The following is a 20,870-nucleotide window of genomic DNA, read 5'->3' as shown; positions in this document are numbered from 1 at the left end:
GCCCGTGCAAGCGTAGCGCCGCCGGGCGGAACTCACAAATCGCACTTTGCCAGCCCGTAAACGGGCTCGCTATCCTGCCACGCGTACTCAATATGGCTGGCCTGCTCTTGCGCCAGTGCCCCATCGCCCTGCAATCGCGCCGCCAGGGTAAAGGCGAAATCAAACGCGTTGCCCAGCCCGCGGCCGCTTAGCAGATTGCCGTCTTCCACCACGTCGGCATTGACGTAAATGCCATCGCTGACCGTTTTCCACAACTCGCCGGAGCAGACATAGCGGCGCCCTTTGAGCAGTCCGTTGCCGCCCAGCACGCGCGCGGCGGCGGAGCAGATCGGGCAGATATATTTGCCCGCTTCATCATGGCGGCGAACGAAGGCAATCACCTCCGCGCTTTTCGCCAGGTTGACGCTGCCTTCCGGGCCGCCCGGCAGCACCACGGCGTCAAAGGTCCGATCGAGGCTGGCCTTCAGGGTGCTATCCGCCACCATTGGGATGGCGTGATAGCTCACCACTTCGCGACTCTCGCCGCAGGCAATCGTCTGCACCCTAATATTCAGGCGGCGCAGGATATCGATAGTGACAATCGCTTCCCCCTCTTCAAAACCGGGGGCTAATAGCACGGCTACGCTTTTCATCTTGCTCTCCATTGCTTCAGGGTTACCAGTACGGATGCCAAATCTGTCGCAGCCGCGCCAGCAGCTCAAGATAGAAATAGTCACCCCAGCTACAGCACTGATCGACGCCTTTCCCGCTGCCCATATGATAAACCGAGTGCTGCAGCAGCCCTTCGGTCGGATCGTCGTCATGAGCCAGGTAGTTATCGGTCAGCGACTGCGCAATACGCAGCGCCATCTCTTCATAATACGCGCGGTGTGCGTCGAGCGTCGGCAGCGCCTTGACCAGCTCCAGCAGGCCACAGGCGGCAATCGCCGCCGCTGAGCTGTCGCGCACGGCGTCGGTACCGAGCAGGGCCAGATCCCAGTGGCAAACGTCATCTTCCGGCAGACGGTTGAGGAAGTAATGCGCCAGGCTGCGCGACAGCTCAACCATCTGCTTATCGCCGGTGTGCTGATAGCTGAGCAGAAAGCCGTAAATGCCCCACGCCTGGCCGCGCGACCAGCACGAGGTATCGCTGTAGCCCTGATGGGTATTGCCAAAGCGCGGCTCACCCGTCTGCACATCCATATAGTAAGTGTGGTACGTCGAGGCATCCTCACGCACGATATAGTTCGCGGCCTGTCCTGCATGAGCCGTCGCCGCCTGCGCATAGCGCGGATCCCCGGTCTGTTCGCTGGCCCAGTACAGCAGCGGCAGGTTCATATTGCAGTCGATGATCATTCGCCCCTGCTGCTCCGGGTCGTTTAAATCACCCCACGCCTGAATAATGTTGGCCGTCGGATTAAAACGCTCCATCAGGCGCTCGGCTGCCAGCAGCGCCGACTGGCGAGCGGCTTCGTTGCCGGTGAGCCGCCAGGCGCTGATGCAGGAGAGCGAATAGAGGAACCCGAGATCGTGCGTGGCGGTGTCGATACGCTGCTCAATACGCCGGGCGAACGACGGTAAATAGCGCTCGGCGGCTTCGCGATAATGCGCTTTGCCGGTCATCTCCCACGCCAGCCACAGCTGGCCAGGCCAAAAGCTGGTGGTCCACTCCACGTTATCGGTGCGCGGCCAGACGCCCTTCTCACAGGCTTCGCCGGGGAACTTATCGCCGAAGGCGACAATATTGTTGTCGAGCTTGCGCGTTACGCGGGTTAAGGCCGCTTCCAGCTTCTGGCTCAGCGCCAGGCGATCGACCTGATGCAGTTCGATCGGCCGCAGCGCTTCGGTGATAACAGATTTGGTCATAACAACTCCTGAATTAATGTTTGGCCGGTTCAACCGGGGCGGTATCTAAAGCCGGAGCAAAGGGTCGTGAAACATCGCGATTCGACTGGCAGCGCGACAGCGTAAAGGCGGAAATCAGCGTAAATATCAGGGCGCAGCAGCCCATCAGCAGATAGGTATGCTCAAAGCCTATCCTGTCGTACAGGTAGCCGGCAGGCGGGGCGACCACAATCGAGCCAACGTAAATCATCGCCTGGTAGCCCAGCAGGTACATCGTGGCGTTAACCCGACGATGGAAATGTTCGGCGATGTATTTGAAGACCGAAATCAGCAGCAGCGCGATCTCGACGCCATAAAACGGTTTGATGATGGAGATAACAATCGGGTCGCTGGTCAGTCCGGAGGCGATCAGCCGTGCTCCTACCACGCAGCCGCAGAACAGCAGGCCGCGCTTAGCGCCGTAGTGGTTCACCAGCCACGGGATAAACATCATCATCACGAACTCCATCCCCGACTGGACAGTGCTCAGGTAGCCGTACCAGGCATTCCCCTGCTCTTTGGTGGGGAAGAACGACACGAAGTAGCGCGGGAACTGCTGCTCGGCGATAAACATCATCCACGCCACCCCGGCAACGTAGAGGCTGAACATCCAGAATTTGCGGTTTTTCAGCAGCATCAGCACGTCGGCAAAAACGATCTTATTGGCGGAGATGACGCTGTTGTTGCGCAGCTGCTCGTCGCCGATTTTGAGGCTGATCAGCACCAGCAGCATCACTACCGAGGTACCGCTGCTGAGCAGAAAGTTGGCCAGCGGCGTGAAGTTAAACAGCAGCCCGGAGACCGAAGCCGCCATCGCCCAGCCCAGCGAACCCCACATTCTGATGCGGCCAAACTCCAGCCCGTACAGGCGGCTAAAGCGGTCGGCGTAAGATTCAGACGCCGCCACGCCGGCGTACCAGCCCAGGCTCAGATACAGCGCGCCGATGATAATCCCCGCCATCGCATGGCTTTGCAGCAGCGGCTGATACACCAGCGCGAAGAACGGCGCCATCAGCGCAGAAATGGCGCAGACAAAATAGAGCAGCCACTTGCTCATGCCGATTTTGTCCATGATGTAGCCGTACACCGGCTTCAGGACCACCGCGAAGACGCCGTTGATGGCGAACACGCTGCCGATGGTGATGCTATCGAGGCCCACTTTCTGGCTCAGCCATAGGGCGTACAGGCCAAAGCTGGATGACCAGGTGAAGAAGTAAAGAAAAATAAAGGTACTCATTTTGTACTGTGCGGCGCGTACGGACGATGATGTGCTCATAGCGATGCCTCCGGGGCCAGAACGAGCGTCGTTTCTTGTCGTGCCGTCACGAAGCGTACCGCATCATCGCTAATGATGGCCTGTGGGCAGTATTGCGGATCGAAGTCGGCGGCATTTCCCGCCCACACCGCGCTTATCAACAGATGCTTGCCGGGGTCGATCTCGCCGCGCAGCAGCGGCACCGCCGCGCGCTCGGCGAACAGCAGATTACTGTTTGGCGGCGTCAACACCGTCTCGCCGCGGCGGGCGTGCGGGTGTAAACAGAAAATGGCTGATACATCCCGGGCATTGCGTAACCAGCAGGCGCTGTCGCTCTCGTGGACCTGCGGCTGCGGGCGGTTTGCCAGGCTAAAGCCACCCTCCGCGCAGTCCAGCGCGCGCCGGGTATTGATACGATGGACGCGCAGCTGCCAGTCGCCCAGCGCCAGCAGCCAGCTATCAATTACCACATCGCGCCACGGCAGCCAGAGGCTGTAAATGGTGCCGTCTGCGGTGACCACGCGCTGGCATTCGCGGCGGCCACGCCAGTAGTTATCCTTTTCGGCCAGCAGCAGCATCGAATCGGGCGCGGCATGGTTCAGGCCGTAGCGTCCGCGTTCGATGGTGAAGCCAAAGCGGGTGGAATAGGCAAATTTGCAGTATTTCGCTTCGGTATTGACGAAGTTGTTCAGCTCCAGCTGGCCGGAAGTCAGCATCCACAGGTGATCGGCCTGATGCACCACCACCTGATCCGCGTGGGCTATCGTGTGCTGTACGGGCAACAGTGGCAGCGGCAGCTCCGCCGCCTGCCAGAAGGCATCGCCCTCATCTAATGCCAGCACCAGCAGGGTCTTCAGGCCCCAGTAGGGCGAACCCGGCGCGTTGTAGTCTTCCGCCATCGCCAGATTCGGGTAGCTGTAGCCGACGCTGAGTACGCCGTCGCGGTCGAACATCGGCTGCTTCAGCCACCAGCGCAGATGGCGCAGAACGATGCCCTTAATCACGCCGGGTGAAAAGACCTCCAGCCCGGCGAAGGCCGCCGCACTCCAGAACGCCGCCTCGGCAAAGCGGTAGGTCAGGCTGCGGCCAAACGGGATCGCCGCGCCGTCTTCGGCAAAGAAATGGATGAAGTCAGAGGAGAAACGCGCGGCGCGGTGACGCAGCGTTGCACAACGCTCTGGATCGACCTCGACCATGAGCTTCGCGTAAATCAGGCCATAGAAATGAAAGCCCATCGAGATGTAATAGTCGCGCGGCCGCCCCGGACCATCGGAGTACCAGCCATCGCCGAGATAGTAGTGCTCCATGGCAGCAAAATGATTTTCCAGCACCTGCGGGTTGGTCGGCATGCCGCAATAATGGAAGCCGACCTGCACCAGAATCGGAAAGAAGTGCCAGTTGTTATCGGGGATCTCCTGGGTCTCGCACTGCTTTAGCCAGCGCCATAAGTTCGCTTTCTCCGTCCCGGTGAAGTGCGCCAGCACGGTATCGCCCGCCAGCGCCAGCAGCAGCCCGTAGGCCGCCATCTCGACGATTCGCTGATCGTACGGTTCGACGTCGCCCCAGTAATCGGCATGCTGCGGATTGGTGCCGTTTTTTATCGCCTGTAAATAGAAGGAGAAGCGCTGCGGCTCGCTGCCGCCGGCCAGCAGCGGCGTGACGCCCCACAGCAGGCGGGAAAAGGTTTCCATGCTTGCGACCTGCTGGCCGTAGTGAGCGGTAAAGTTCGCTAAATCAATGCGGCTGGCGTCGTTTTTAAACCAGGGCGCCACCGCGTTCAGCATGTCGTTGACCAGCCGTTGCACCTCTTCCCGGCTTGTCAGTGGATTATCCAGATGAATATTTTCAGGTTGCACAGGGTCCTCCCGCATTACACGAGGGTAGAGATAAGTTATTGTTATTTGGCTTTTTAAAGCCACGAGTGCGACGTCTGGATGAAGAGTAACTGCTTTTATTCCCGGCGCTGAGTGAGCAGACTCACAAATTTGAACCGCTATTTCATTTTTTCTGGATTTTGTCGGTCGCGAAGGGGATAAATTACAAATGATGGCCTAAAAATTTAAATCGGTTGTCCTGGAGGTAAAATGGGTGAAACGCAGCTGCTGGAACGCATTACGCTCGATCGGCAGGCCATTTCTTTTAACCGCATGTACGCCAGCAGCGCGATTTACTACCACTGGCATCAGTGCGTTGAATTGCTCTATATTTCCAGCGGCTACGGCATCGTGGTGGTGGATAACCAGCACTACACCGCCCGTCCGGGGCGATTATTTATCTTCCCGCCCTTCCGCTTGCACAAAGTGCAGGTCGATCATAGCGATAAGAACCCCTATCACCGCACCACGATGCACATTGAGCAAGCGGTCGTCGAAAGCGCGCTCAGCGCCTTCCCGCGCCATCAGGCCCGGTTCGCCGCGCTGGCCGCCAGCAATCTGCCCGCGCAAATCTACGATCTCAGCGAGCACGCGGCGTTTATCGAGAGGATCCTTGAGCAGTTTCAGCGTCTTGAGGGCAGCGAGCAGACCGAGGCCTGCGAGGTGGCATTTCTGGTGATGCAGCTCATGACATTTCTCCCCGACCAGCCGCAGCCCTACCCGCCGCGCCAGCAGACCGTCGCCTCGCGGATTATGAGCTGGATCGAAGCCCACTATGCCAGCAAGTTTTCGCTCGACCAGCTAGCGCACGACCTGGGGCTTTCGCGCAGCTATACCTCACGCATCTTCCGCCAGCAGACCGGGGGCAGCATCCACGAATATTTGCTGACCCGGCGGATAAAAAGCAGCTGCGATCGGTTACGGTACAGCGACGAGACAATTGACGCGATTGCCCTGGCCGTCGGGTTTAGCGAGGTGACCTACTTCATCACCTGCTTTAAAAAAATGATGCGTCAGACGCCGCTGCAGTATCGACGTCGTATCCTCAACACCAGAATGCCAGGTTAACGGGGTTTTGATGACTGCCCAAAGCTGAACGCTTTCCGTCATGCAGGAACCGGCAACTCAATGCCGCTTTGCGCCAGCTGCCCCATCTCGCAGTACATTGCGCAGGCCGCACTGACGATAGACATTGCCAGCGCGGCGCCGCTCCCTTCGCCAAGACGCATATCAAGATGGATAAACGGCGCCAGCCCAAGGTGCTCCAGCGCGCGCCGGGCCCCCTTTTCGGCGGAAAAATGAGAGGGAATACAGTAGTTCTTAACCTCTGGCGCAATCTGACAGGCGGCGATGGCGGCGGCATACGAGAGAAAACCGTCTAACACAACGGGCAGCCCGCATGCGCCAGCGCCCAATATCACTCCGGTCATGCCCACCAGGTCATAGCCGCCGACTTTGGCCAGAACATCAACCGCATCGCGCGCATCAGGCTGGTTAATGCGTATCGCCTGCCGGACAATGTTTTCCTTATGCTGTACCCGGTCCTGCGGCAAATTGGCCCCAATCCCCACCACATCATGCGGATCGCTGTCGGTCAGCACGCTGATGATTGCCGAAGCCGGCGTGGTATTGGCAATACCCAGCTCGCCAACGCCAAAGACGGAGATCCCCTCCTGAGCGCGTTTTTTAACGAGGCTGGCACTCGCCAGCAGCAGGTGCTCGGCATCCTGACGGCTCATCGCCGGACCCTGAGCAATATTACCGCTGCCGCGCGAGAGTTTAAGGCTGAGCATATTGTCGATAGGCTCGCCGTCAATACCGATGTCAACGGGCAGTACCGACGTCTGGCTATTGCGGGCCAGCACGCATACCCCGGTCAGCCCTTTTTGCATATTGACGGCCTGAAGCCAGGTCACCACTTTCGGCGTCACGGCCACGCCTTCATCAAACACGCCGTGGTCGGCGCACATGACGATAATCTCTTTTTGCAGATTATCGAGCCTGTCGATGCCCCGCATTCCCGAAAGCTGAATTGCCAGACTCTCCAGCCGACCGAGGCTGTTTGTCGGCTTTATTAAGCCATCGACATGCCGCGAGGCCGCCTGAATCTTCTGTTTATCAAGCGGTCTGATGGCCGCCGCCAGCGCCTTCACTGTCCCCATCCCCATCCTCATCACCCTCACTCTTCTGTTTGCCAAACGCTTTTGCCATTAAATACCCGTAACACCCAATACCCGGCCCGATTTTCAACGACCGTGTAGGCATCGTGACTGAACGGGAAATGCCACATCGCCGCCACGGGCATCCCTAACCAGGTTGCCAGCAGCAGGCTCAGCGCGCCCTGATGCGCCACAATGAGCGTGTCTTCGCCCTGCTGAAGCTGACTCATCTCGTCCGCCGCCGCCCTGACGCGCGCGGCGAAATGCGGGAAGGCCTCGCCGCCGTCGGGCGTGGCGTTTTGCCAGTCATCCATCCAGCGCTGCCACGACGCGGGACTTTCTTTTTCGATATCGCTGAAGTGCCGCATCTCCCATTCGCCAAAATCCAGCTCGTTAAGTCGCGCATCAACATGGACATCATCGGCTGTCGGCACGATAAGCCGCGCCGTTTGCTGCGAACGCTGGAGCGCGCTGACGCGCGTGTGCCCGAACGCGACGCCGGACAGGTACCCGGCAACACGCTGGCTTTGCGTAATACCCTGCGGCGAGAGCGACAGATCGGTGCTCCCGTAAAATACGCCGCTGACGTTAGCGGCTGTTTGTCCGTGCCGGACCAGAAATATGCGCATACATCAGACCCACAGAAGCGACAGCAGGAAGACCATTTCGCCGATCTCTTCCATCGCGCCCAGGGTATCCCCCGTCAGCCCGTTCAGTCGGCGGCTTAAAAAGGTCTTTACGGCGTTGACGACAATCCAGGTGATGACGCTGGCGACCAGCCCCTGCATCCCCGCCAGCAGCCCCACGAGCGCCACGCCGATGCAGAGGGTGATGACCGTCTCTTTGCCGCTGATATGGCCGAGATAGGCGTTTGCCATTCCTGCACCTTCGCGCGCATAGTGCTGCCGGTACATGACCAACACCATTCCCGTTCGCCCGACGATCGGCGCGCACACCAGCAGCGCAAACAGGGTATTAACCGGAAGGTGAGCCAGGGAAATCACCGCTGCGACCTTGATAAGAATGCAGAATACGATAGCCAGACCGCCGTAGGTCCCCAACCGGCTATCGCGCATAATCTCCAGCATCCGTTCGCGGGTGCGGGCAGAAAAAACGCCATCGCAGGTGTCCGCCAGGCCGTCCAGATGAAACCCGCCGGTCAGTAGCACCAGCGCCAGTACCCAGGCGACCGCGCCGATATAGATGCCCCCGCCGGTCTGGCTCACCGCCAGATAGCCTAAGGCGGCCAGGACGCCAACGATCAGGCCCACCACGGGAAACCAGGGAACGCCACGGCCATACTGCGAAAATTCAACGCCGTCGCTCCATTTTTGCGGCACCGGAATGCGGGTAATAAATCCCAGCGTCGCCCACAGCATTTTTAACGGCATTTAATCTTTACTCCAATTCCCGAGACCACCAGCCACACTTCCTGCGCCGCCCTCGCCAGCCTTTGGTTCGCGCGACCGGCAATATCAACAAAATGACGCGCCAGCCGATTCTCCGGCGTGATGCTCATGCCCAGCTCGTTGGTCACAATATAAACCGGCGCCGCCGACTGCTGGCAGGCCGCAATCAGGTCGTCCACCTGCTGTTGCAGCACCGCCTCAAGCGTGGAAAAATCGAGGGTTTCCGGCGAAGCGCCGCCGCTGGCGTCATAGAGCAGGTTCGACAACAGGGTAGTGACGCATTCCAGAACCACGCCTTCGCCCGGCTGCACCTGATGGCGAATCACGTCGCCCAGATCGCGATACCCTTCCCAGGTTCGCCAGTGCGCAGGACGCTGGGCGCGGTGCCTGTCAACGCGCAGCGCCATCTCTTCATCGGTAATTACCGACGTCGCGATATACAGCACGCGCTCGCACTGCGCCGCCGCCAGCTGTTCGACGTGCGCACTTTTCCCGCTGCGCGCGCCTCCGGTGACCAAAATCATGCGCCTTCCTCCTGATGCTCCCGCATTATTTGATAGATCTTTTTAATATCAATATGTTCTCTCATCGCGCTCGCCAGGATATCAAACTGTTGCGCTTTGTAGCCCGCGTAATCGACCGCAACGTCTAAGGGCGCCAGCCCTTTGCGCTGGCGCAGGCCGTCCACCATCGCGCGCGTGAAGGCATCGTTATCGAATAACCCGTGGAGATAGGTCCCTATCACCTGCCCGTCAGCGCTGATGGCGCCGTCCGCGATGCGCTCGCCCTCTTTTTCGAGAAACAGCGCCGGGCTATCGTCGGATGTCAGCCGGGTCTCTCCCATATGGATCTCGTAGCCCTGCACCTTAATGCCCGCCGCCGACTTAAGCCACGCCGGGAGCGCCGACGCCATCTGCGCCGAGACCTGCGTCGTGGTTTTTCGCTGCGCGAAGCGGGTCACGGTGTGGAGCAGCCCCAACCCCGGCTGGGTTCCCAGCCCCGACTCCACCTCATCAATGATGGTGTCGCCCAGCATCTGGTAGCCGCCGCAAATGCCCATGACGGGCACGTTCTGCTGGTGTAACTGGAGCACCGCGTGCGCCATGCCGCTTTCCCGCAGCCAGGCCAGATCGCCCAGCGTATTTTTACTGCCGGGTAGAATCACGAGGTCAGCCCCCGCCAGCTCCTGGGGATAGCGGACATAGCGCACGCGAACATCGGGCTGCGCCGCCAGCGCGTTAAAATCGGTGAAGTTGGAGATATGCGGTACCTGCACCACGGCAATGTCGATATCGCGCTGGGCGGTTCGCAGGTATTTTCCCTTTTGCAGCGCCACGCCGTCTTCGTCTTCCAGATCCACCTCCAGCCACGGCATAACGCCCAGCACCGGCACGCCGGTCAGGTTTTCTATCTGCTCAATACCCGAGTAAAGCAGCGCGACATCGCCACGAAATTTATTGATGATGACCCCTTTCACCCGCGCCCGTTCGCGATCGTGCAAAAGCGCCAGCGTGCCGTAGATGGCGGCAAAGACGCCGCCTCTGTCAATGTCCGCCACGAGGATCACCGGGCACTGCGCTATTTCGGCCATTCCCATGTTGACGATATCGCGATCGCGGAGGTTAATCTCCGCCGGGCTGCCCGCCCCTTCCAGCACCAGCACGTCATACTCTCCGGCCAGGCTGTTATAGACGTCGCGGATCTGCTCCCGCAGGCGCGGTTTGTACTCGTGGTAGCTGACCGCGTCCATATCGGTTGCCACCTGTCCCATCAGCACCACCTGCGCTTTACGGTCGCTGGTCGGTTTTAACAGCACCGGATTCATCCGTACGTCCGGCGTAATCCCCGCTGCCTCAGCCTGAAATATCTGCGCGCGGCCCATCTCTTTTCCCTCCGGCGTGATACCGGAGTTGAGCGCCATATTCTGCGACTTAAACGGCGCGGTACGCAGGCCATCCTGATAGAAAATCCGGCACAGCCCCGCCACCAGGACGCTCTTGCCCACGTCAGAAGCGGTGCCCTGCAACATAATTGCCTGCGTCATGAGGCCTCCTTCATTACGTTTTTTTGTCGCATACGGCTGAAAAATTCATCTTCGGTTTTACATAACGGCAGGCCAAGCTCCGCGTGCAGCTTGACGAGCCAGGGCTGCGTTAATCCGGCCCGTTCAATCAGTTCGCCGCGAGCGAAGACCTCACCCGGCGCGCCGTGCGCCAGCACTTCTCCCTGGCGCAGCACGTAGACGGCATCGCTGACTTCGTAAATCAGATCAATATCATGACTGGAGATCACCACGTGGTTCCCCTGCGCCACAATGCGCCTGATAATCTCGATCATCTGCGTGCGTCCTGAAGGATCAAGCCCGGCCGTGGGCTCGTCCAGCAGAAGATAGCGCGCCCCCAGCACCAGCGCCCCGGCAATGGCGACCCGCTTCTTTTGCCCGTGGCTCAGGCACTGGATCGGCTGCTGGCGAAAACGCTGCGCGTCGACCAGCGTCAGCGCATCGTCGACGCGCCGCGCAATCTCCGGTTCCGCCACGCCCAGGTTGCGCAGGCTGAAGGCGATGTCGCTATCAATATCGGTATAAAAGATCTGCTGATCGGGATCCTGAAACACCGTTGCGACCTGCTGACGAAGCGCCAGCAGTCCGCGCTTGCTGTAGTCCAGCGGCTTCCCCTGCCACAGCACCGCACCCTGCTGCGGCCTCAGCAGGCCGCTCAGATTCATAAATAACGTCGACTTTCCGCAGCCGTTAGCCCCGACCAGCCCGGTGACCGGATGGGTCGAAAAATCCAGCGTCAGCCCTTTGAGTACCTGCGCCTCCTGATAGCGAAACCAGAGATCGGCGGTGGTCAGCATGGTGCGATTCCTTACAGGGGAAAATCACCCTGGTAGAGTTTAATATCCAGCGTGGTCGCCATCTGCTGATAGCGAATCAGCACCCGGGTGAACAGCAAACCGACCAGCATCGCCAGCGAGCGATAGCCTTTTGGCAGGCTACGATAGCCAAAACGCAGCGTCTGCGCGCGGTGAATCGCCAGCGCTTCGTCTAACAGAATAAAAATAAAGCGCCAGGTCAGGAGGATCTGCTCGGTGAGTAGGCGCGGCACGCGCGCCCGCTTAAGCAGCACTATCAGCTGCGGAAACGGCAGGTTCAGCACCAGCCAGAAGGTCGCCGCCAGCGCGGCAAGGCTGCGCCAGAAGGTTTCATTGGCGACGGTCAGCCCGGATGCGGTTATCCCCAGCCAGTAGTGCCCCACCGGGACGCCTGCCGCCAGCGTGTGCGGATCGCGGGTGACGCTAAAGAGGATCGTCAGCACGCCGACCAGCAGAAAGCCAAACGGCAGCGCCATCCAGCGGCACCAGCGCCAGAAGGTCATCCGCAGCAGCCAGCAGGTCAGTCCCGCCGTCAACGCCAGGACGATCCCCTGCCCCAGCGGCGGCAGCGCAAACGCCAGCATCATCAGCGCCAGCCAGAGCAGAAACTTGCGTTCCGGCGCAACGTGGGCCCAGCGGCTCTGGTAGCTAAGCCTGTCAAGCCCGGTCATCACGGCGCTGTCTGCCTTTGGTGTAGCCCAAAATATAGAAAATCACCGCTGCGCCAATGGACCCCTGAAGCGTAAACAGCAGGCTTTCAATTTCGCCGCTGGCGGGCTCATAGAGCGGCGTGAACCACGGCGTGTAATCAGGCGCCACAACCTGAATCTGGTTTTCGGCTTCGCCATCCGAGCCGCCAAATTCCCCCCCGTGATCGATAAAAAATGGCAGTACGATCAGAGCAAGCACCATCGCCAACAGCATCAGCGTCTTTTTCATTTCAGTGTCCTTGTGCGGTAATCAGCTGACGTTTGGTCAACTGGTCATAAATCATGACGGTTAACAGCCCCTCCGCGATGGCGATGGGGATCTGCGTCAGGCAGAAAATGCCCATGAATTTCACCATCGAGCCCGCGGCACCCGTCGCCGGGTCCGGGAATGCCGCGCCAAGCTGGACCGAGGTGACAAAATAGGTCACCAGATCCGCCAGCATCGCGCACAAAAATACCCCGACGTCACGACGGAGCCCGGCGCGGCAGGCCATTTTCCACACCATGTACCCGACAACCGGCCCAATCACCGCCATCGACATGCCGTTCGCGCCAAGCGTGGTTAACCCGCCGTGCGCCAGCAGCAGCGCCTGAAACAGCAGCACGATGGCGCCGAGAATGGCGACGACGCCCGGCCCGAACAGAATCACGGCGAGCCCCACGCCGGTCGGGTGCGAGCAACTGCCGGTCACCGAGGGGATCTTCAGCGCCGACAGCACGAAAATAAACGCCCCGCACAGCGCCAGCAGAACTTTCTGGTGGCTATCCTCCTGCACGATACGGCGCAGGCGTACCAGCCCGTACCACAGGCACGGTAAGAAGATCAGCCACCACGCCAGCGCCCACATCGGCGGTAAAAATCCTTCCATGATGTGCATCGCGAACGCCTGCTCCGGCACCACCATCAGCAATAGCGCCGCCGCCAGACCGCTGAGTGACAGCTGTTTAAGCTGTTGTTCAAGTTTCATCGGGCATACTCCCACTGTTTGTTGACCAGAATGGTCGAGAAATAGGGTAACGGCTGGTCGTCAGCAACCTCATCCAGATGCCGCCAGCACTGCTCGCCGGGGAGCGTGGCCTCTGACATCATCAGCGCGCAGTTAAGCAGCCCGGCCTGCCTCAGCAGCGCTTTAATGCGCGCAAACCGGCCATAGACCTTCATCAGCACCAGGCTGTCGTGCTGCTGCAGCGCCTGCGCAATTTCCGCTTCCGGCGCGGTACAGGCGATCACCGCCAGCGACTGCTGTTCCATCGCCAGCGGCGTTTTGGACCGCGCGGCAATCGCGGCAAACGACGTCACGCCAGGCACAATTTCCAGCCAGTCCGGACTGCCGATGCGCTGAAGTAAGAACACCCAGGTGCTGAACAGCATGGCGTCGCCCAGGGTGATAAAACCAACCTGTTTTCCGGCGTTCACCTCCGTCACTAACGCGTCGGCCACCGCATCCCACACCGACTCCTTTTCGGCGCTGTCGGCGCTCATGGGAAAGTGGCAGCAGCGGATTTCGGCCTGCTCGCCGACATATTCACGAACGATAGAAAGCGCCAGGCTGTCGCCCCCTTTTCGTCCCGCCGGGGCGTAGAGAATATCCAGCGAACCGAGGATTCGTGAGGCGCGCACGGTGATGAGGTCCGACGCGCCCGGCCCGGTACTGAGGGCGTACAGTTTGCCGCTCATGCTGCCTCCTCCATCGCCACGCTCAGCGCCTGCTGGAGATGGGCAACGAACATCGCGCGCACCGCCGGGTTTTCCCCCAGCCCGTTCAGCCACGGCGTTGCCGGGATCCCGGCGGCGTTAAACAACGTCTTCCAGGAGTCCTCGTCGTCAGAGGCCATATCGTTAATGGCGTGATCGCCCGCCACCAGCATCAGCGGCATCAGATGCACGGCGGTAACGCCTTCTCTACCGAGGCTCTCAATCAGGATGTCGACTTCCGGATAGCTCTCCACCGCGCCGACGCGGGCTGGGAAGCCCTGGGCCATCATCATGTGGTCGAGGCAGGCATAGGCCGCAAAGGCGTGATGGCTGGCACCGTGGCCCATAAACACCACTTTTTCCGTGGCCCCAAGCGTCGGCATCTGCTGTTGCAACGCGCGCATCAGCCGTGCGTAATCGTCGTGGCTGCTCAGCAGCGGTACCCCCAGCGTCAGGCGGGTAAACAGCGGGCGCAGGCTCTGCACTTCACGGACGATTTTCTCGTACTCATCGCCGTTGATGATGTGCAGGGACTGGATCGCCACGTCCTGATATCCCTGAGCCGCAAGCTTTTTCAGCGCCTGCAGCGGCGTATCGATCTCAATGCCGTCACGCTGTTTGAGCTTGCGAATAATCATCCCGGAGGTGAATGCCCGAAACGGCTCGCGGTCAGGGCAGCTTTCCGCCAGCGCACGCTCGCAGGCCACAATGTTTTTCTCGCAGGTATCGTGGTAGCTGGTACCAAAGCTGACCACCAGAAGCGCCTTTTTCATCTCTAACTCCTTAAGCAGCGGCCAGCCAGCGGGCTAAACGCCCGGCGAATGCGGCCTGACTTTCCAGTAACTCGTCTCCCGTCACCAGCGGCGCCGGGCGTGTAATCACGATGCAGGGGATGCCCGCATCCAGACAGGGTTGAACCTTTTCCCGATAGCCGCCTTCCGCACCGGACGCTTTGGTGATCATCACGTCAGCCCGGCACTGGCGGTAAAACGCCGCGTTAAACTCAGCGCTGAATGGCCCGCACAGAGCGAAGATCTCGGTAACGCCAAAGCCAAGCCCGGCGCATTGCTCAACGACCTCGGGCACCGGCAGCACCCGAGCCAGCAGCGTTTTCTCCGGCAGCCCTGCGCGCCAGCGCGCCAGATCTTTACTGCCGGTGGTCAACAGCACGCGTTCGCCCAGCCGCCGCGCGATGTCGCAAGCCTCGTCAATTCCCGGCACGCTGTAGAGCAGCGGATGCGTCAGCTCGCTGAGCTGTTCGGGGCGCTGATAGCGGCTAAGCAGCACGCCCACCGTTTCACAGGCCGTCAGGATGTTGCGGCTGACCACCTCGGCGTAGGGGTGCGATGCGTCAATCACCCAGCGGGTCCCGTTTTCCGCAAGCCAGTCAACCATCTGCTGCGGCTCCAGGCGGCCACAGCGCACCCGGCCGTTAATGTCGCCCGCCAGCCGCTGCCCGGTGGGCGTCGCCACCGACAGGGTGTAGGCCACGCCCGCCGCATCCAGCTGCTGGCAGATCGCGCGGGCATCGCTGGTGCCGCCCATGACCAGCACGTCGCCATAGTTCACAGCACATAGCCCCGGGGCGTGATCATCAGCCCCTCCTGCACGTAGGTGGCCTTATTTCCGACGATCACCAGGCTTGTCATATCGACCGGCTCAAAGTCCATGTCACCCAGCGTGGTCAGCCACTTCTCCTGCTTTTTACGCCCGGCAGACTTCACTACCCCTACCGGCGTTTGCGGGCTTTTGCTGGCGGACAGCAGCTCAAACGCCCGCGCCAGATGGCCCTCGCGACCCCGGCTGCGCGGGTTATAGAAACAGATGACAAAGTCCGCTTCTCCCGCGGCGACAATGCGTTTTTCGATGACCGGCCACGGCGTCAGCAGATCGCTCAGGCTAATGTGGCAAAAATCGTGCATCAGCGGCGCGCCAAGCAGAGCCGCGGCGGCGATACTGGCCGTCATCCCGGGGATCAGGCGAACCTCAACGTCCAGCTTCTGCCTGCTGACCAGCTCCAGCACCAGCCCCGCCATCCCATAAATACCGGCGTCGCCGCTGCTGATAAGCGCGACGTTATGCCCGGCCTGCGCCAGCTCGATCGCCGCCTGACAGCGTTCAATCTCTTTGCACATCCCGGTTTTGATCACCTGTTTGTCGCCGGTGAAGGCCTTCACCAGATGGGTGTAGGTTTTGTAGCCAACGATGATTTCAGCCGCCTGCAGCGCGTCTACGGCTTCCATGGTCATCATGGCCTGCGAGCCAGGGCCGATTCCAATTACGGTTAACATCAGTGTGAAACTCCCAAAGTGATAGTGACGCCCTGTTCGCGCAGGGTTTCTCCTCGTAGCTGCCCATGGCTCAGCAGCCACGCTGCCGGTCCCGAGACGCTCCCTACCCCAACCGTCTGGCGTACAAACGGTGAAGCCGGAAAGCGATGTTCGTGCTCACGCAGCGCGTCAGCGGTAAAGGTTTCAAACGGCACGCCCCAGCAGGCGGCAAGCTGAAGCAGGCCCGCCTCGTCTTTTTTAAGGGAGACGCTGCCAATCGCTTTCAGCGCCAGCGGATCGAACTGCTGCGCCTCAAGCTGACGCGCCAGCAGGGTCGCCAGCAGCGGAAACGGCGTGTCGCGTCGACAGCCGATACCCGCCACGACCCGCTGAGGGACCAGCTTCCAGTGCGGCAGAGGCAGTTCCGGCAGCGCGTTGCGCAGCGTGATACAGACCAGCGCATCCAGTTCCGGGCGGTGCTGCAGGTCGCTCACGGTGATAAACCCGCGCCGATCGCACCGACTGACGTCGTCGTCGAGTTCCGCATCCCACCACAGCCCTACCCGCTGATGGCTCACCAGCATCTGGTTGACGATTTTTACCGACGTTCGGAAATCGCTCATTCGGGCATTCAACTGGAAGGCAAGGGTATCCAGCGCGGCCATCTCGTTGACGTCGGTGGCGGTGGTAATCACCGGGTCCGCCCCCAGCATTCCCGCCAGATAGCGGGTCAGCGCATTCGCCCCGCCAGCATGGCCGGAAAGCAGGCTAATCACGTGCTGCCCGCGCTCGTCGATCACCACCACCGCCGGGTCGCTCAGCTTGTCGTGGATGAGTGGCGCCAGGACGCGCACCGCAATGCCGGTTGCGCCGATAAAAACCAGCGCCGAATAGTGCCTGAACGCCTCGCGAACCGCCGCGGCAAAGCCGCCGTCGAAGGAGACAAAGCCCTCTTCCTGCAGGCGCTCGCTGGTAAAGCAGGTGACCGGCAGCATCGCCGCCAGGCGCTTCGCCAGCCGCACGCCGCCCGGCGTCAGGCAAAACAGCGCGATGGACTCAGGCTTTACGGTATTCATGGCTAAAATCCGCGGCATAGAGTTTTGAGTAGTGATACTCCTCGCCGAGGAACTTCCCGACCAGAATGAGCGCCGTTTTGCGGATCCCCGCCTCGCGGACTTTGTCGGCGATATCCGCCAGCGTGCCGCGTACGGTGTGGCTTTCCGGCCAGGTCGCTTTATAAATGACGGCAACGGGCGTGGTGGCCGGATAACCGCCCTCAATCAGGCGTTCCGCCACCCGGTGAATACGCTGGACCGAGAGATAAATCGCCATGGAGGTCTGATGGCTGGCAAATGACTCCAGCTGTTCCCGCTCCGGCACCGGCGTACGGCCTTCGAGGCGGGTAATAATCAGGCTCTGTGAGACTTCAGGCACGGTGTATTCCACTCCAAGCTCCGCCGCGGCGCCGAGGAAGGCGCTGACGCCGGGCACCACCTGCCAGGCGATGCCGCGTTTGGTCAGCTCTTCGCCCTGCTCGCGGACGGAGCCGTAGAGCGAGACATCCCCGGTCTGCAAACGTACCACCGTTTTTCCGGCCTTCACGCCCGCCGCCATCAGGTCGATTATCTGTTCTAAATGGAGTTCCGCGCTGTCGTGGCATTCGGCCCCCTGCGGGCAATACGCCAGCAGTTCGGTGTTGATAAGCGAACCGGCATAGATAACCACCTGCGCCTGCTGCAGCAGCCGGTAGCCCTTGAGCGTGATGAGCTCACGGTCGCCGGGACCTGCTCCTACAAACCACACGCAACGGGAATCAAACGTCTCAGACATGGTGTTTTTCCTTCTGACAGGCGATAACAAAAACGGGATTATTCGGTTTGAAATAGTGGCCGCTGCCGAGCGGGGTCAGCGCGGAGACCTGCATTTGCAGGCAATCAATGTCCTGGACGCCGACCTGCTGCAGATGGGCCAGCGCGGTATGGAGGTTTTCCTGCAGGATAAACGTCATCACCAGACGTCCCCCCGGATGTAGCTGGCGCAGGGACCAGTCAATAAGCGAGGTCAGATGGCCGCCGCTGCCGCCCATGAATACCGCATCGGCCTTATCCGCCACCGGCAACGGCGCAACGCCGGGCAAAATCGCGATATTGCGACAGGCAAAATGCTGGCGATTTTCCGCAAGCAGCTGCAGAGCCGCAGGGTTACGCTCAATGGCCGTCACCCGCAGCGAGGGAAACAGCAGCGCCGCCTCTATCGACACGCTCCCGGTCCCCGCGCCGACGTCAATCAGGTGGCTGGCGCGGTGCAGCTCGAGCTTCGTGAGGGCCAGCGCGCGTACCGCCTCTTTGGTCATCGGCACCGTTTCGCCGCGCAGAAACAGTTCATCTTTCATCGAGGATCACCACCGCATTCATCTCATAGTCGGCACAGACCTCACTGACGGGCAGCCAGTGGATCCGTTCGTTTTCCATCGCCAGGTTTTCACCAATCACCATCCAGCGATGGCCCTTACCGCGTGCCGCCAGCTGCGCGGCAATCTCTTTCGGCCCGCACCGGCTGTCGGTGACCATCGCCACTTTGCGATGCCGTGCCAGCTCGTCCACATTCACGCTGCGGCCATGGCTGCTGGTGAGCCACATCTCATTCATATCAATACCCGCCTGCGCGCACAGGTACTGCACCGCGCTGATGCCGGGAATAATGCGCACGCGCGCAATACCGAAATGCGCCACCATCCGCGTTCCGATGCCGTAAAAGAGCGGATCGCCGGAGGCCACAATCACCACCTTTTTCTCCTGACGCGCCTCAACCCAGGCCAGCAGCTCCGGAATGTTGGCGCTCAGGACAAACGTCTCGCCGCAAAACCCCGGGAACTGCAGCAGATGACGTTTTCCGCCGACCAGCGCATCGGCGCGTTCGATGGCTTCACGCGCAGCGGGCGTCATCAGGCGCAATCCCGCAGGCCCCATGCCCACGACCGTTAACATTGCAGCTCCCGGGCAATCGCCTCGACCGGGCGGTTGCTGCCCAGCACCTGGTTATCAAAGGAAAACAGAATGGCGTCGCAGGTCGGCGGATTTTTGGTAAAGCGCAGCCTCTGCATTACGCGCAGGCAGATCCGTTCGGCGAGGTGGCTGTAAAGCGTCTGAAAACCATAGATTTCGATGTGCTCCATCGCCGCTTCGGTGGTATCGCACTCGCTGACGACGGTGAGTAATTCCAGCGGCGCGCCGAGCAGCGCCAGATGCGCCACCAGCGTTTCCATGCGCGCATCGGCGATATGGCTGTGGGTGTGGAAAATCCCGGCGGCAATTTTGATGAGCTTGCCGGGATGGCCGATCAGTACTATCTGGCGAAACCCCAGCCGCACCGCCTCTTCGATCATGTAGCCGACAAAGTTGCTCATGGTGACCACGACATCTTCATCGATGCCCATCTGCTCGCGCACAAAGCGTTCACCATGATTGCCCGGCACCAGCACGACCCGCTCCAGCCCGGCCGCGCGTTTAATCTCCAGCTCCAGAGAAAGCGAGCGTTTCCAGCTCTCCTCTGACATCGGCGTGACAATCCCGGTGGTGCCGATGATTGAAATACCACCCAGGATGCCGAGGCGTGAGTTGTAGGTTTTCTGCGCCCGCTCTTCACCTTCAGGCGCGAAGATTTCGACGTCGGCCCCGCGCGTCGGGCCAATCGCCTCGCGCACGGCGGACTCAATGGTGTGACGCGGCGTGCGGTTGATCGCCGCGCTGCCGATGGGCAGGCCAATGCCTTTGCGCGTCACGGTCCCCACGCCCTCGCCGCCCGCCAGCGTGATCTCGCCGCTGTCGTTGAGCGTCACGCGGGCGAAAATCAGCATGCCGTGGGTGGCGTCGACGTCATCACCGCCGTCTTTGCGGATGGCCGCCATCGCCTGCTGCCCTTCGATGTGCGGCGATTCCACGTTCAGACACAGCGTGACGCCGGAGGGTGTCACAATGGAAACCTGATGAATGAGGTGCTGGCGCAGCACCATCAGCGCGGCGACTTTCGCCGCCGCGGTCGCGCAGGAACCGGTGGTGTAGCCTTTACGTAATGCCTTCCCGTTATGCCATACCGGGGCGTCAAAGGTGGACTCGCTCATCGCGCCCCCTGCAGGTAGTAGAGCATGGCGTTCACAATCGCCGCCGCCACATTGCTGCCGCCTTTGCGCCCGAGTGCCGCAATCGCGGGCAGATGGCTGTGCGTCAGCGCCTCTTTCGATTCCGCCGCCCCCACAAACCCCACCGGAACGCCCACCACGCCGCGGACGGCAACGTCATGCTCAAGCAGGCGAAACAGCGCCGTGGGCGCGTTGCCAAAGACGAAGATCTTCTCGCTCTCTTCCGTCACCGCGATATCAACGGCCGCCATCGAGCGGGTGATTCCCTGGGCTTTTGCCTGGGCCACTACCCGCGGGTCGCTGATATAGCAGCGGCATTCGCCCCCGAACGTGGCCAGCAGCGTTTTGTTGATCCCGGAGAGCGCCATCGTGGTATCGGTATAGATAACGGACGGGCGACGGAGCGCCGCGCAAAGCTGCTCCAGCGCGTCATCTGAAAACCAGAGAATATCCAGCCAGTCGAAATCTGCGGTGGTATGGATCACCCGCTTGACGATCGCCTCATGCAGCGGGCTGGCGAACCGGTACTCTGGCCGCGTTTCGCGAATGATTTCGCCAATGATGTCGAAACTTTTGGCTTCAATCGCCTGGGGTTGCTGGATGTATTGCATTGTCTTTT

At 60.6% G+C, this 20,870-nt stretch carries 24 protein-coding genes; 1 reads left to right on the top strand and 23 read right to left on the bottom strand.

Annotation, left to right across the window (positions count from 1 at the left end):
• Positions 1–32: 32 nt before the first annotated feature.
• The 4 genes from GVO84_RS07965 to GVO84_RS07950 are packed head-to-tail and all read right to left on the bottom strand — an operon-like array spanning position 33 to position 4,974.
• Positions 33–632 (bottom strand): DJ-1/PfpI family protein, encoded by a 600-nt coding sequence (locus GVO84_RS07965; protein ID WP_159513829.1) that lies wholly within the window; start codon positions 630–632, stop codon positions 33–35.
• 22 nt (positions 633–654) lie between these two features.
• Positions 655–1,845, bottom strand: a complete 1,191-nt coding sequence (locus tag GVO84_RS07960; RefSeq protein ID WP_159513828.1) for a glycoside hydrolase family 88 protein — start codon at positions 1,843–1,845, stop codon at positions 655–657.
• Between the two features lie 13 nt (positions 1,846–1,858).
• Positions 1,859–3,139 (bottom strand): oligosaccharide MFS transporter, encoded by a 1,281-nt coding sequence (locus tag GVO84_RS07955; protein WP_159513827.1) that lies wholly within the window; start codon positions 3,137–3,139, stop codon positions 1,859–1,861.
• Positions 3,136–4,974, bottom strand: a complete 1,839-nt coding sequence (locus GVO84_RS07950; protein WP_159513826.1) for a DUF2264 domain-containing protein — start codon at positions 4,972–4,974, stop codon at positions 3,136–3,138. Before GVO84_RS07950 ends, GVO84_RS07955 begins: the two co-directional genes overlap by 4 nt.
• A gap of 228 nt (positions 4,975–5,202) precedes the next feature.
• On the opposite strand from GVO84_RS07950, the gene GVO84_RS07945 reads away from it, so the two are divergent.
• Positions 5,203–6,060: an AraC family transcriptional regulator gene (locus GVO84_RS07945; RefSeq protein WP_159513825.1), complete on the top strand. Its 858-nt coding sequence runs from the start codon at positions 5,203–5,205 to the stop codon at positions 6,058–6,060.
• Positions 6,061–6,098: 38 nt separating this feature from the next.
• Here the strand turns inward: GVO84_RS07945 and cobT are convergent, their stop codons facing one another.
• From cobT to GVO84_RS07850, 19 genes are read right to left on the bottom strand one after another with little or no spacing between them, the layout of a single operon-like run.
• Positions 6,099–7,154, bottom strand: coding sequence for a nicotinate-nucleotide--dimethylbenzimidazole phosphoribosyltransferase (cobT, locus tag GVO84_RS07940; RefSeq protein ID WP_159515611.1), 1,056 nt, complete (start codon positions 7,152–7,154; stop codon positions 6,099–6,101).
• A 17-nt stretch (positions 7,155–7,171) separates the two neighbouring features.
• The gene (locus GVO84_RS07935) at positions 7,172–7,780 is read right to left on the bottom strand and encodes a histidine phosphatase family protein (protein ID WP_159513824.1); all 609 of its coding nucleotides are present in this window, start codon (positions 7,778–7,780) and stop codon (positions 7,172–7,174) included.
• A 3-nt stretch (positions 7,781–7,783) separates the two neighbouring features.
• On the bottom strand, positions 7,784–8,542 hold the full coding sequence (gene cobS, locus GVO84_RS07930) for an adenosylcobinamide-GDP ribazoletransferase (protein WP_121425812.1): 759 nt from the start codon (positions 8,540–8,542) through the stop codon (positions 7,784–7,786).
• The gene (gene cobU / locus GVO84_RS07925) at positions 8,533–9,084 is read right to left on the bottom strand and encodes a bifunctional adenosylcobinamide kinase/adenosylcobinamide-phosphate guanylyltransferase (protein ID WP_159513823.1); all 552 of its coding nucleotides are present in this window, start codon (positions 9,082–9,084) and stop codon (positions 8,533–8,535) included. Before cobU ends, cobS begins: the two co-directional genes overlap by 10 nt.
• Positions 9,081–10,604, bottom strand: coding sequence for a cobyric acid synthase (locus GVO84_RS07920; protein ID WP_159513822.1), 1,524 nt, complete (start codon positions 10,602–10,604; stop codon positions 9,081–9,083). The genes cobU and GVO84_RS07920 overlap by 4 nt, the downstream gene beginning before the upstream one ends.
• Positions 10,601–11,419, bottom strand: a complete 819-nt coding sequence (locus GVO84_RS07915; protein ID WP_159513821.1) for an energy-coupling factor ABC transporter ATP-binding protein — start codon at positions 11,417–11,419, stop codon at positions 10,601–10,603. Before GVO84_RS07915 ends, GVO84_RS07920 begins: the two co-directional genes overlap by 4 nt.
• A gap of 11 nt (positions 11,420–11,430) precedes the next feature.
• Positions 11,431–12,108 carry an energy-coupling factor ABC transporter transmembrane protein gene (locus tag GVO84_RS07910; RefSeq protein ID WP_159515610.1) on the bottom strand — a complete coding sequence of 226 codons (678 nt, stop codon included), beginning with the start codon at positions 12,106–12,108 and terminating at the stop codon, positions 11,431–11,433.
• Positions 12,095–12,376 (bottom strand): energy-coupling factor ABC transporter substrate-binding protein, encoded by a 282-nt coding sequence (locus GVO84_RS07905; RefSeq protein WP_148242572.1) that lies wholly within the window; start codon positions 12,374–12,376, stop codon positions 12,095–12,097. Before GVO84_RS07905 ends, GVO84_RS07910 begins: the two co-directional genes overlap by 14 nt.
• Before the next feature lies 1 nt (position 12,377).
• On the bottom strand, positions 12,378–13,115 hold the full coding sequence (gene cbiM / locus GVO84_RS07900; RefSeq protein WP_159513820.1) for a cobalt ECF transporter S component CbiM: 738 nt from the start codon (positions 13,113–13,115) through the stop codon (positions 12,378–12,380).
• On the bottom strand, positions 13,112–13,825 hold the full coding sequence (locus GVO84_RS07895) for a cobalt-factor II C(20)-methyltransferase (RefSeq protein WP_159513819.1): 714 nt from the start codon (positions 13,823–13,825) through the stop codon (positions 13,112–13,114). The genes cbiM and GVO84_RS07895 overlap by 4 nt, the downstream gene beginning before the upstream one ends.
• Entirely contained in the window at positions 13,822–14,616 is a 795-nt protein-coding gene (gene cbiK, locus GVO84_RS07890; RefSeq protein WP_159513818.1) for a sirohydrochlorin cobaltochelatase, read from the bottom strand. The genes GVO84_RS07895 and cbiK overlap by 4 nt, the downstream gene beginning before the upstream one ends.
• A 10-nt stretch (positions 14,617–14,626) precedes the next feature.
• On the bottom strand, positions 14,627–15,412 hold the full coding sequence (locus GVO84_RS07885) for a cobalt-precorrin-6A reductase (RefSeq protein WP_159513817.1): 786 nt from the start codon (positions 15,410–15,412) through the stop codon (positions 14,627–14,629).
• Positions 15,409–16,134 (bottom strand): precorrin-3B C(17)-methyltransferase, encoded by a 726-nt coding sequence (locus GVO84_RS07880; RefSeq protein ID WP_121425802.1) that lies wholly within the window; start codon positions 16,132–16,134, stop codon positions 15,409–15,411. Before GVO84_RS07880 ends, GVO84_RS07885 begins: the two co-directional genes overlap by 4 nt.
• Complete coding sequence (gene cbiG, locus GVO84_RS07875; protein WP_159513816.1) at positions 16,134–17,189, bottom strand: cobalt-precorrin 5A hydrolase; 1,056 nt, start codon at positions 17,187–17,189, stop codon at positions 16,134–16,136. Before cbiG ends, GVO84_RS07880 begins: the two co-directional genes overlap by 1 nt.
• On the bottom strand, positions 17,170–17,943 hold the full coding sequence (locus GVO84_RS07870; protein ID WP_024907721.1) for a cobalt-precorrin-4 methyltransferase: 774 nt from the start codon (positions 17,941–17,943) through the stop codon (positions 17,170–17,172). Before GVO84_RS07870 ends, cbiG begins: the two co-directional genes overlap by 20 nt.
• Positions 17,936–18,505: a decarboxylating cobalt-precorrin-6B (C(15))-methyltransferase gene (locus GVO84_RS07865; RefSeq protein WP_159513815.1), complete on the bottom strand. Its 570-nt coding sequence runs from the start codon at positions 18,503–18,505 to the stop codon at positions 17,936–17,938. The genes GVO84_RS07870 and GVO84_RS07865 overlap by 8 nt, the downstream gene beginning before the upstream one ends.
• Positions 18,495–19,100, bottom strand: coding sequence for a cobalt-precorrin-7 (C(5))-methyltransferase (locus tag GVO84_RS07860; RefSeq protein WP_159513814.1), 606 nt, complete (start codon positions 19,098–19,100; stop codon positions 18,495–18,497). Before GVO84_RS07860 ends, GVO84_RS07865 begins: the two co-directional genes overlap by 11 nt.
• A complete protein-coding gene (gene cbiD / locus GVO84_RS07855) occupies positions 19,094–20,233 on the bottom strand; it encodes a cobalt-precorrin-5B (C(1))-methyltransferase CbiD (protein WP_159513813.1) in 1,140 nt (379 codons plus the stop codon). The genes GVO84_RS07860 and cbiD overlap by 7 nt, the downstream gene beginning before the upstream one ends.
• Positions 20,230–20,862 (bottom strand): cobalt-precorrin-8 methylmutase, encoded by a 633-nt coding sequence (locus GVO84_RS07850; RefSeq protein WP_159513812.1) that lies wholly within the window; start codon positions 20,860–20,862, stop codon positions 20,230–20,232. The genes cbiD and GVO84_RS07850 overlap by 4 nt, the downstream gene beginning before the upstream one ends.
• Positions 20,863–20,870: the final 8 nt, after the last annotated feature.

The organism is Enterobacter sp. SM3, assembly GCF_009811935.2.
GTDB lineage: Bacteria > Pseudomonadota > Gammaproteobacteria > Enterobacterales > Enterobacteriaceae > Enterobacter > Enterobacter asburiae_D.
The sequence above is the reverse complement of the archived record's forward strand: the minus strand, read 5'-3'. Positions and strand labels throughout refer to the sequence as shown.

Excerpts from the sequence above, each read along its gene's own strand:
- GVO84_RS07850 (WP_159513812.1), bottom strand. The coding sequence starts at position 20,862 with ATGCAATACATCCAGCAACCCCAGGCGATTGAAGCCAAAAGTTTCGAC.
- GVO84_RS07860 (WP_159513814.1), bottom strand. The coding sequence starts at position 19,100 with ATGTTAACGGTCGTGGGCATGGGGCCTGCGGGATTGCGCCTGATGACG.
- GVO84_RS07935 (WP_159513824.1), bottom strand. The coding sequence starts at position 7,780 with ATGCGCATATTTCTGGTCCGGCACGGACAAACAGCCGCTAACGTCAGC.
- GVO84_RS07945 (WP_159513825.1), top strand. The coding sequence starts at position 5,203 with ATGGGTGAAACGCAGCTGCTGGAACGCATTACGCTCGATCGGCAGGCC.
- cobU (WP_159513823.1), bottom strand. The coding sequence starts at position 9,084 with ATGATTTTGGTCACCGGAGGCGCGCGCAGCGGGAAAAGTGCGCACGTC.
- cbiD (WP_159513813.1), bottom strand. The coding sequence starts at position 20,233 with ATGAGCGAGTCCACCTTTGACGCCCCGGTATGGCATAACGGGAAGGCA.
- GVO84_RS07905 (WP_148242572.1), bottom strand. The coding sequence starts at position 12,376 with ATGAAAAAGACGCTGATGCTGTTGGCGATGGTGCTTGCTCTGATCGTA.
- cbiM (WP_159513820.1), bottom strand. The coding sequence starts at position 13,115 with ATGAAACTTGAACAACAGCTTAAACAGCTGTCACTCAGCGGTCTGGCG.
- GVO84_RS07910 (WP_159515610.1), bottom strand. The coding sequence starts at position 12,108 with ATGACCGGGCTTGACAGGCTTAGCTACCAGAGCCGCTGGGCCCACGTT.
- cobT (WP_159515611.1), bottom strand. The coding sequence starts at position 7,154 with ATGGGGACAGTGAAGGCGCTGGCGGCGGCCATCAGACCGCTTGATAAA.
- GVO84_RS07880 (WP_121425802.1), bottom strand. The coding sequence starts at position 16,134 with ATGTTAACCGTAATTGGAATCGGCCCTGGCTCGCAGGCCATGATGACC.
- GVO84_RS07915 (WP_159513821.1), bottom strand. The coding sequence starts at position 11,419 with ATGCTGACCACCGCCGATCTCTGGTTTCGCTATCAGGAGGCGCAGGTA.
- cbiG (WP_159513816.1), bottom strand. The coding sequence starts at position 17,189 with ATGAATACCGTAAAGCCTGAGTCCATCGCGCTGTTTTGCCTGACGCCG.
- cbiK (WP_159513818.1), bottom strand. The coding sequence starts at position 14,616 with ATGAAAAAGGCGCTTCTGGTGGTCAGCTTTGGTACCAGCTACCACGAT.
- GVO84_RS07920 (WP_159513822.1), bottom strand. The coding sequence starts at position 10,604 with ATGACGCAGGCAATTATGTTGCAGGGCACCGCTTCTGACGTGGGCAAG.
- GVO84_RS07960 (WP_159513828.1), bottom strand. The coding sequence starts at position 1,845 with ATGACCAAATCTGTTATCACCGAAGCGCTGCGGCCGATCGAACTGCAT.
- GVO84_RS07870 (WP_024907721.1), bottom strand. The coding sequence starts at position 17,943 with ATGTCTGAGACGTTTGATTCCCGTTGCGTGTGGTTTGTAGGAGCAGGT.
- cobS (WP_121425812.1), bottom strand. The coding sequence starts at position 8,542 with ATGCCGTTAAAAATGCTGTGGGCGACGCTGGGATTTATTACCCGCATT.
- GVO84_RS07895 (WP_159513819.1), bottom strand. The coding sequence starts at position 13,825 with ATGAGCGGCAAACTGTACGCCCTCAGTACCGGGCCGGGCGCGTCGGAC.
- GVO84_RS07865 (WP_159513815.1), bottom strand. The coding sequence starts at position 18,505 with ATGAAAGATGAACTGTTTCTGCGCGGCGAAACGGTGCCGATGACCAAA.
- GVO84_RS07955 (WP_159513827.1), bottom strand. The coding sequence starts at position 3,139 with ATGAGCACATCATCGTCCGTACGCGCCGCACAGTACAAAATGAGTACC.
- GVO84_RS07965 (WP_159513829.1), bottom strand. The coding sequence starts at position 632 with ATGAAAAGCGTAGCCGTGCTATTAGCCCCCGGTTTTGAAGAGGGGGAA.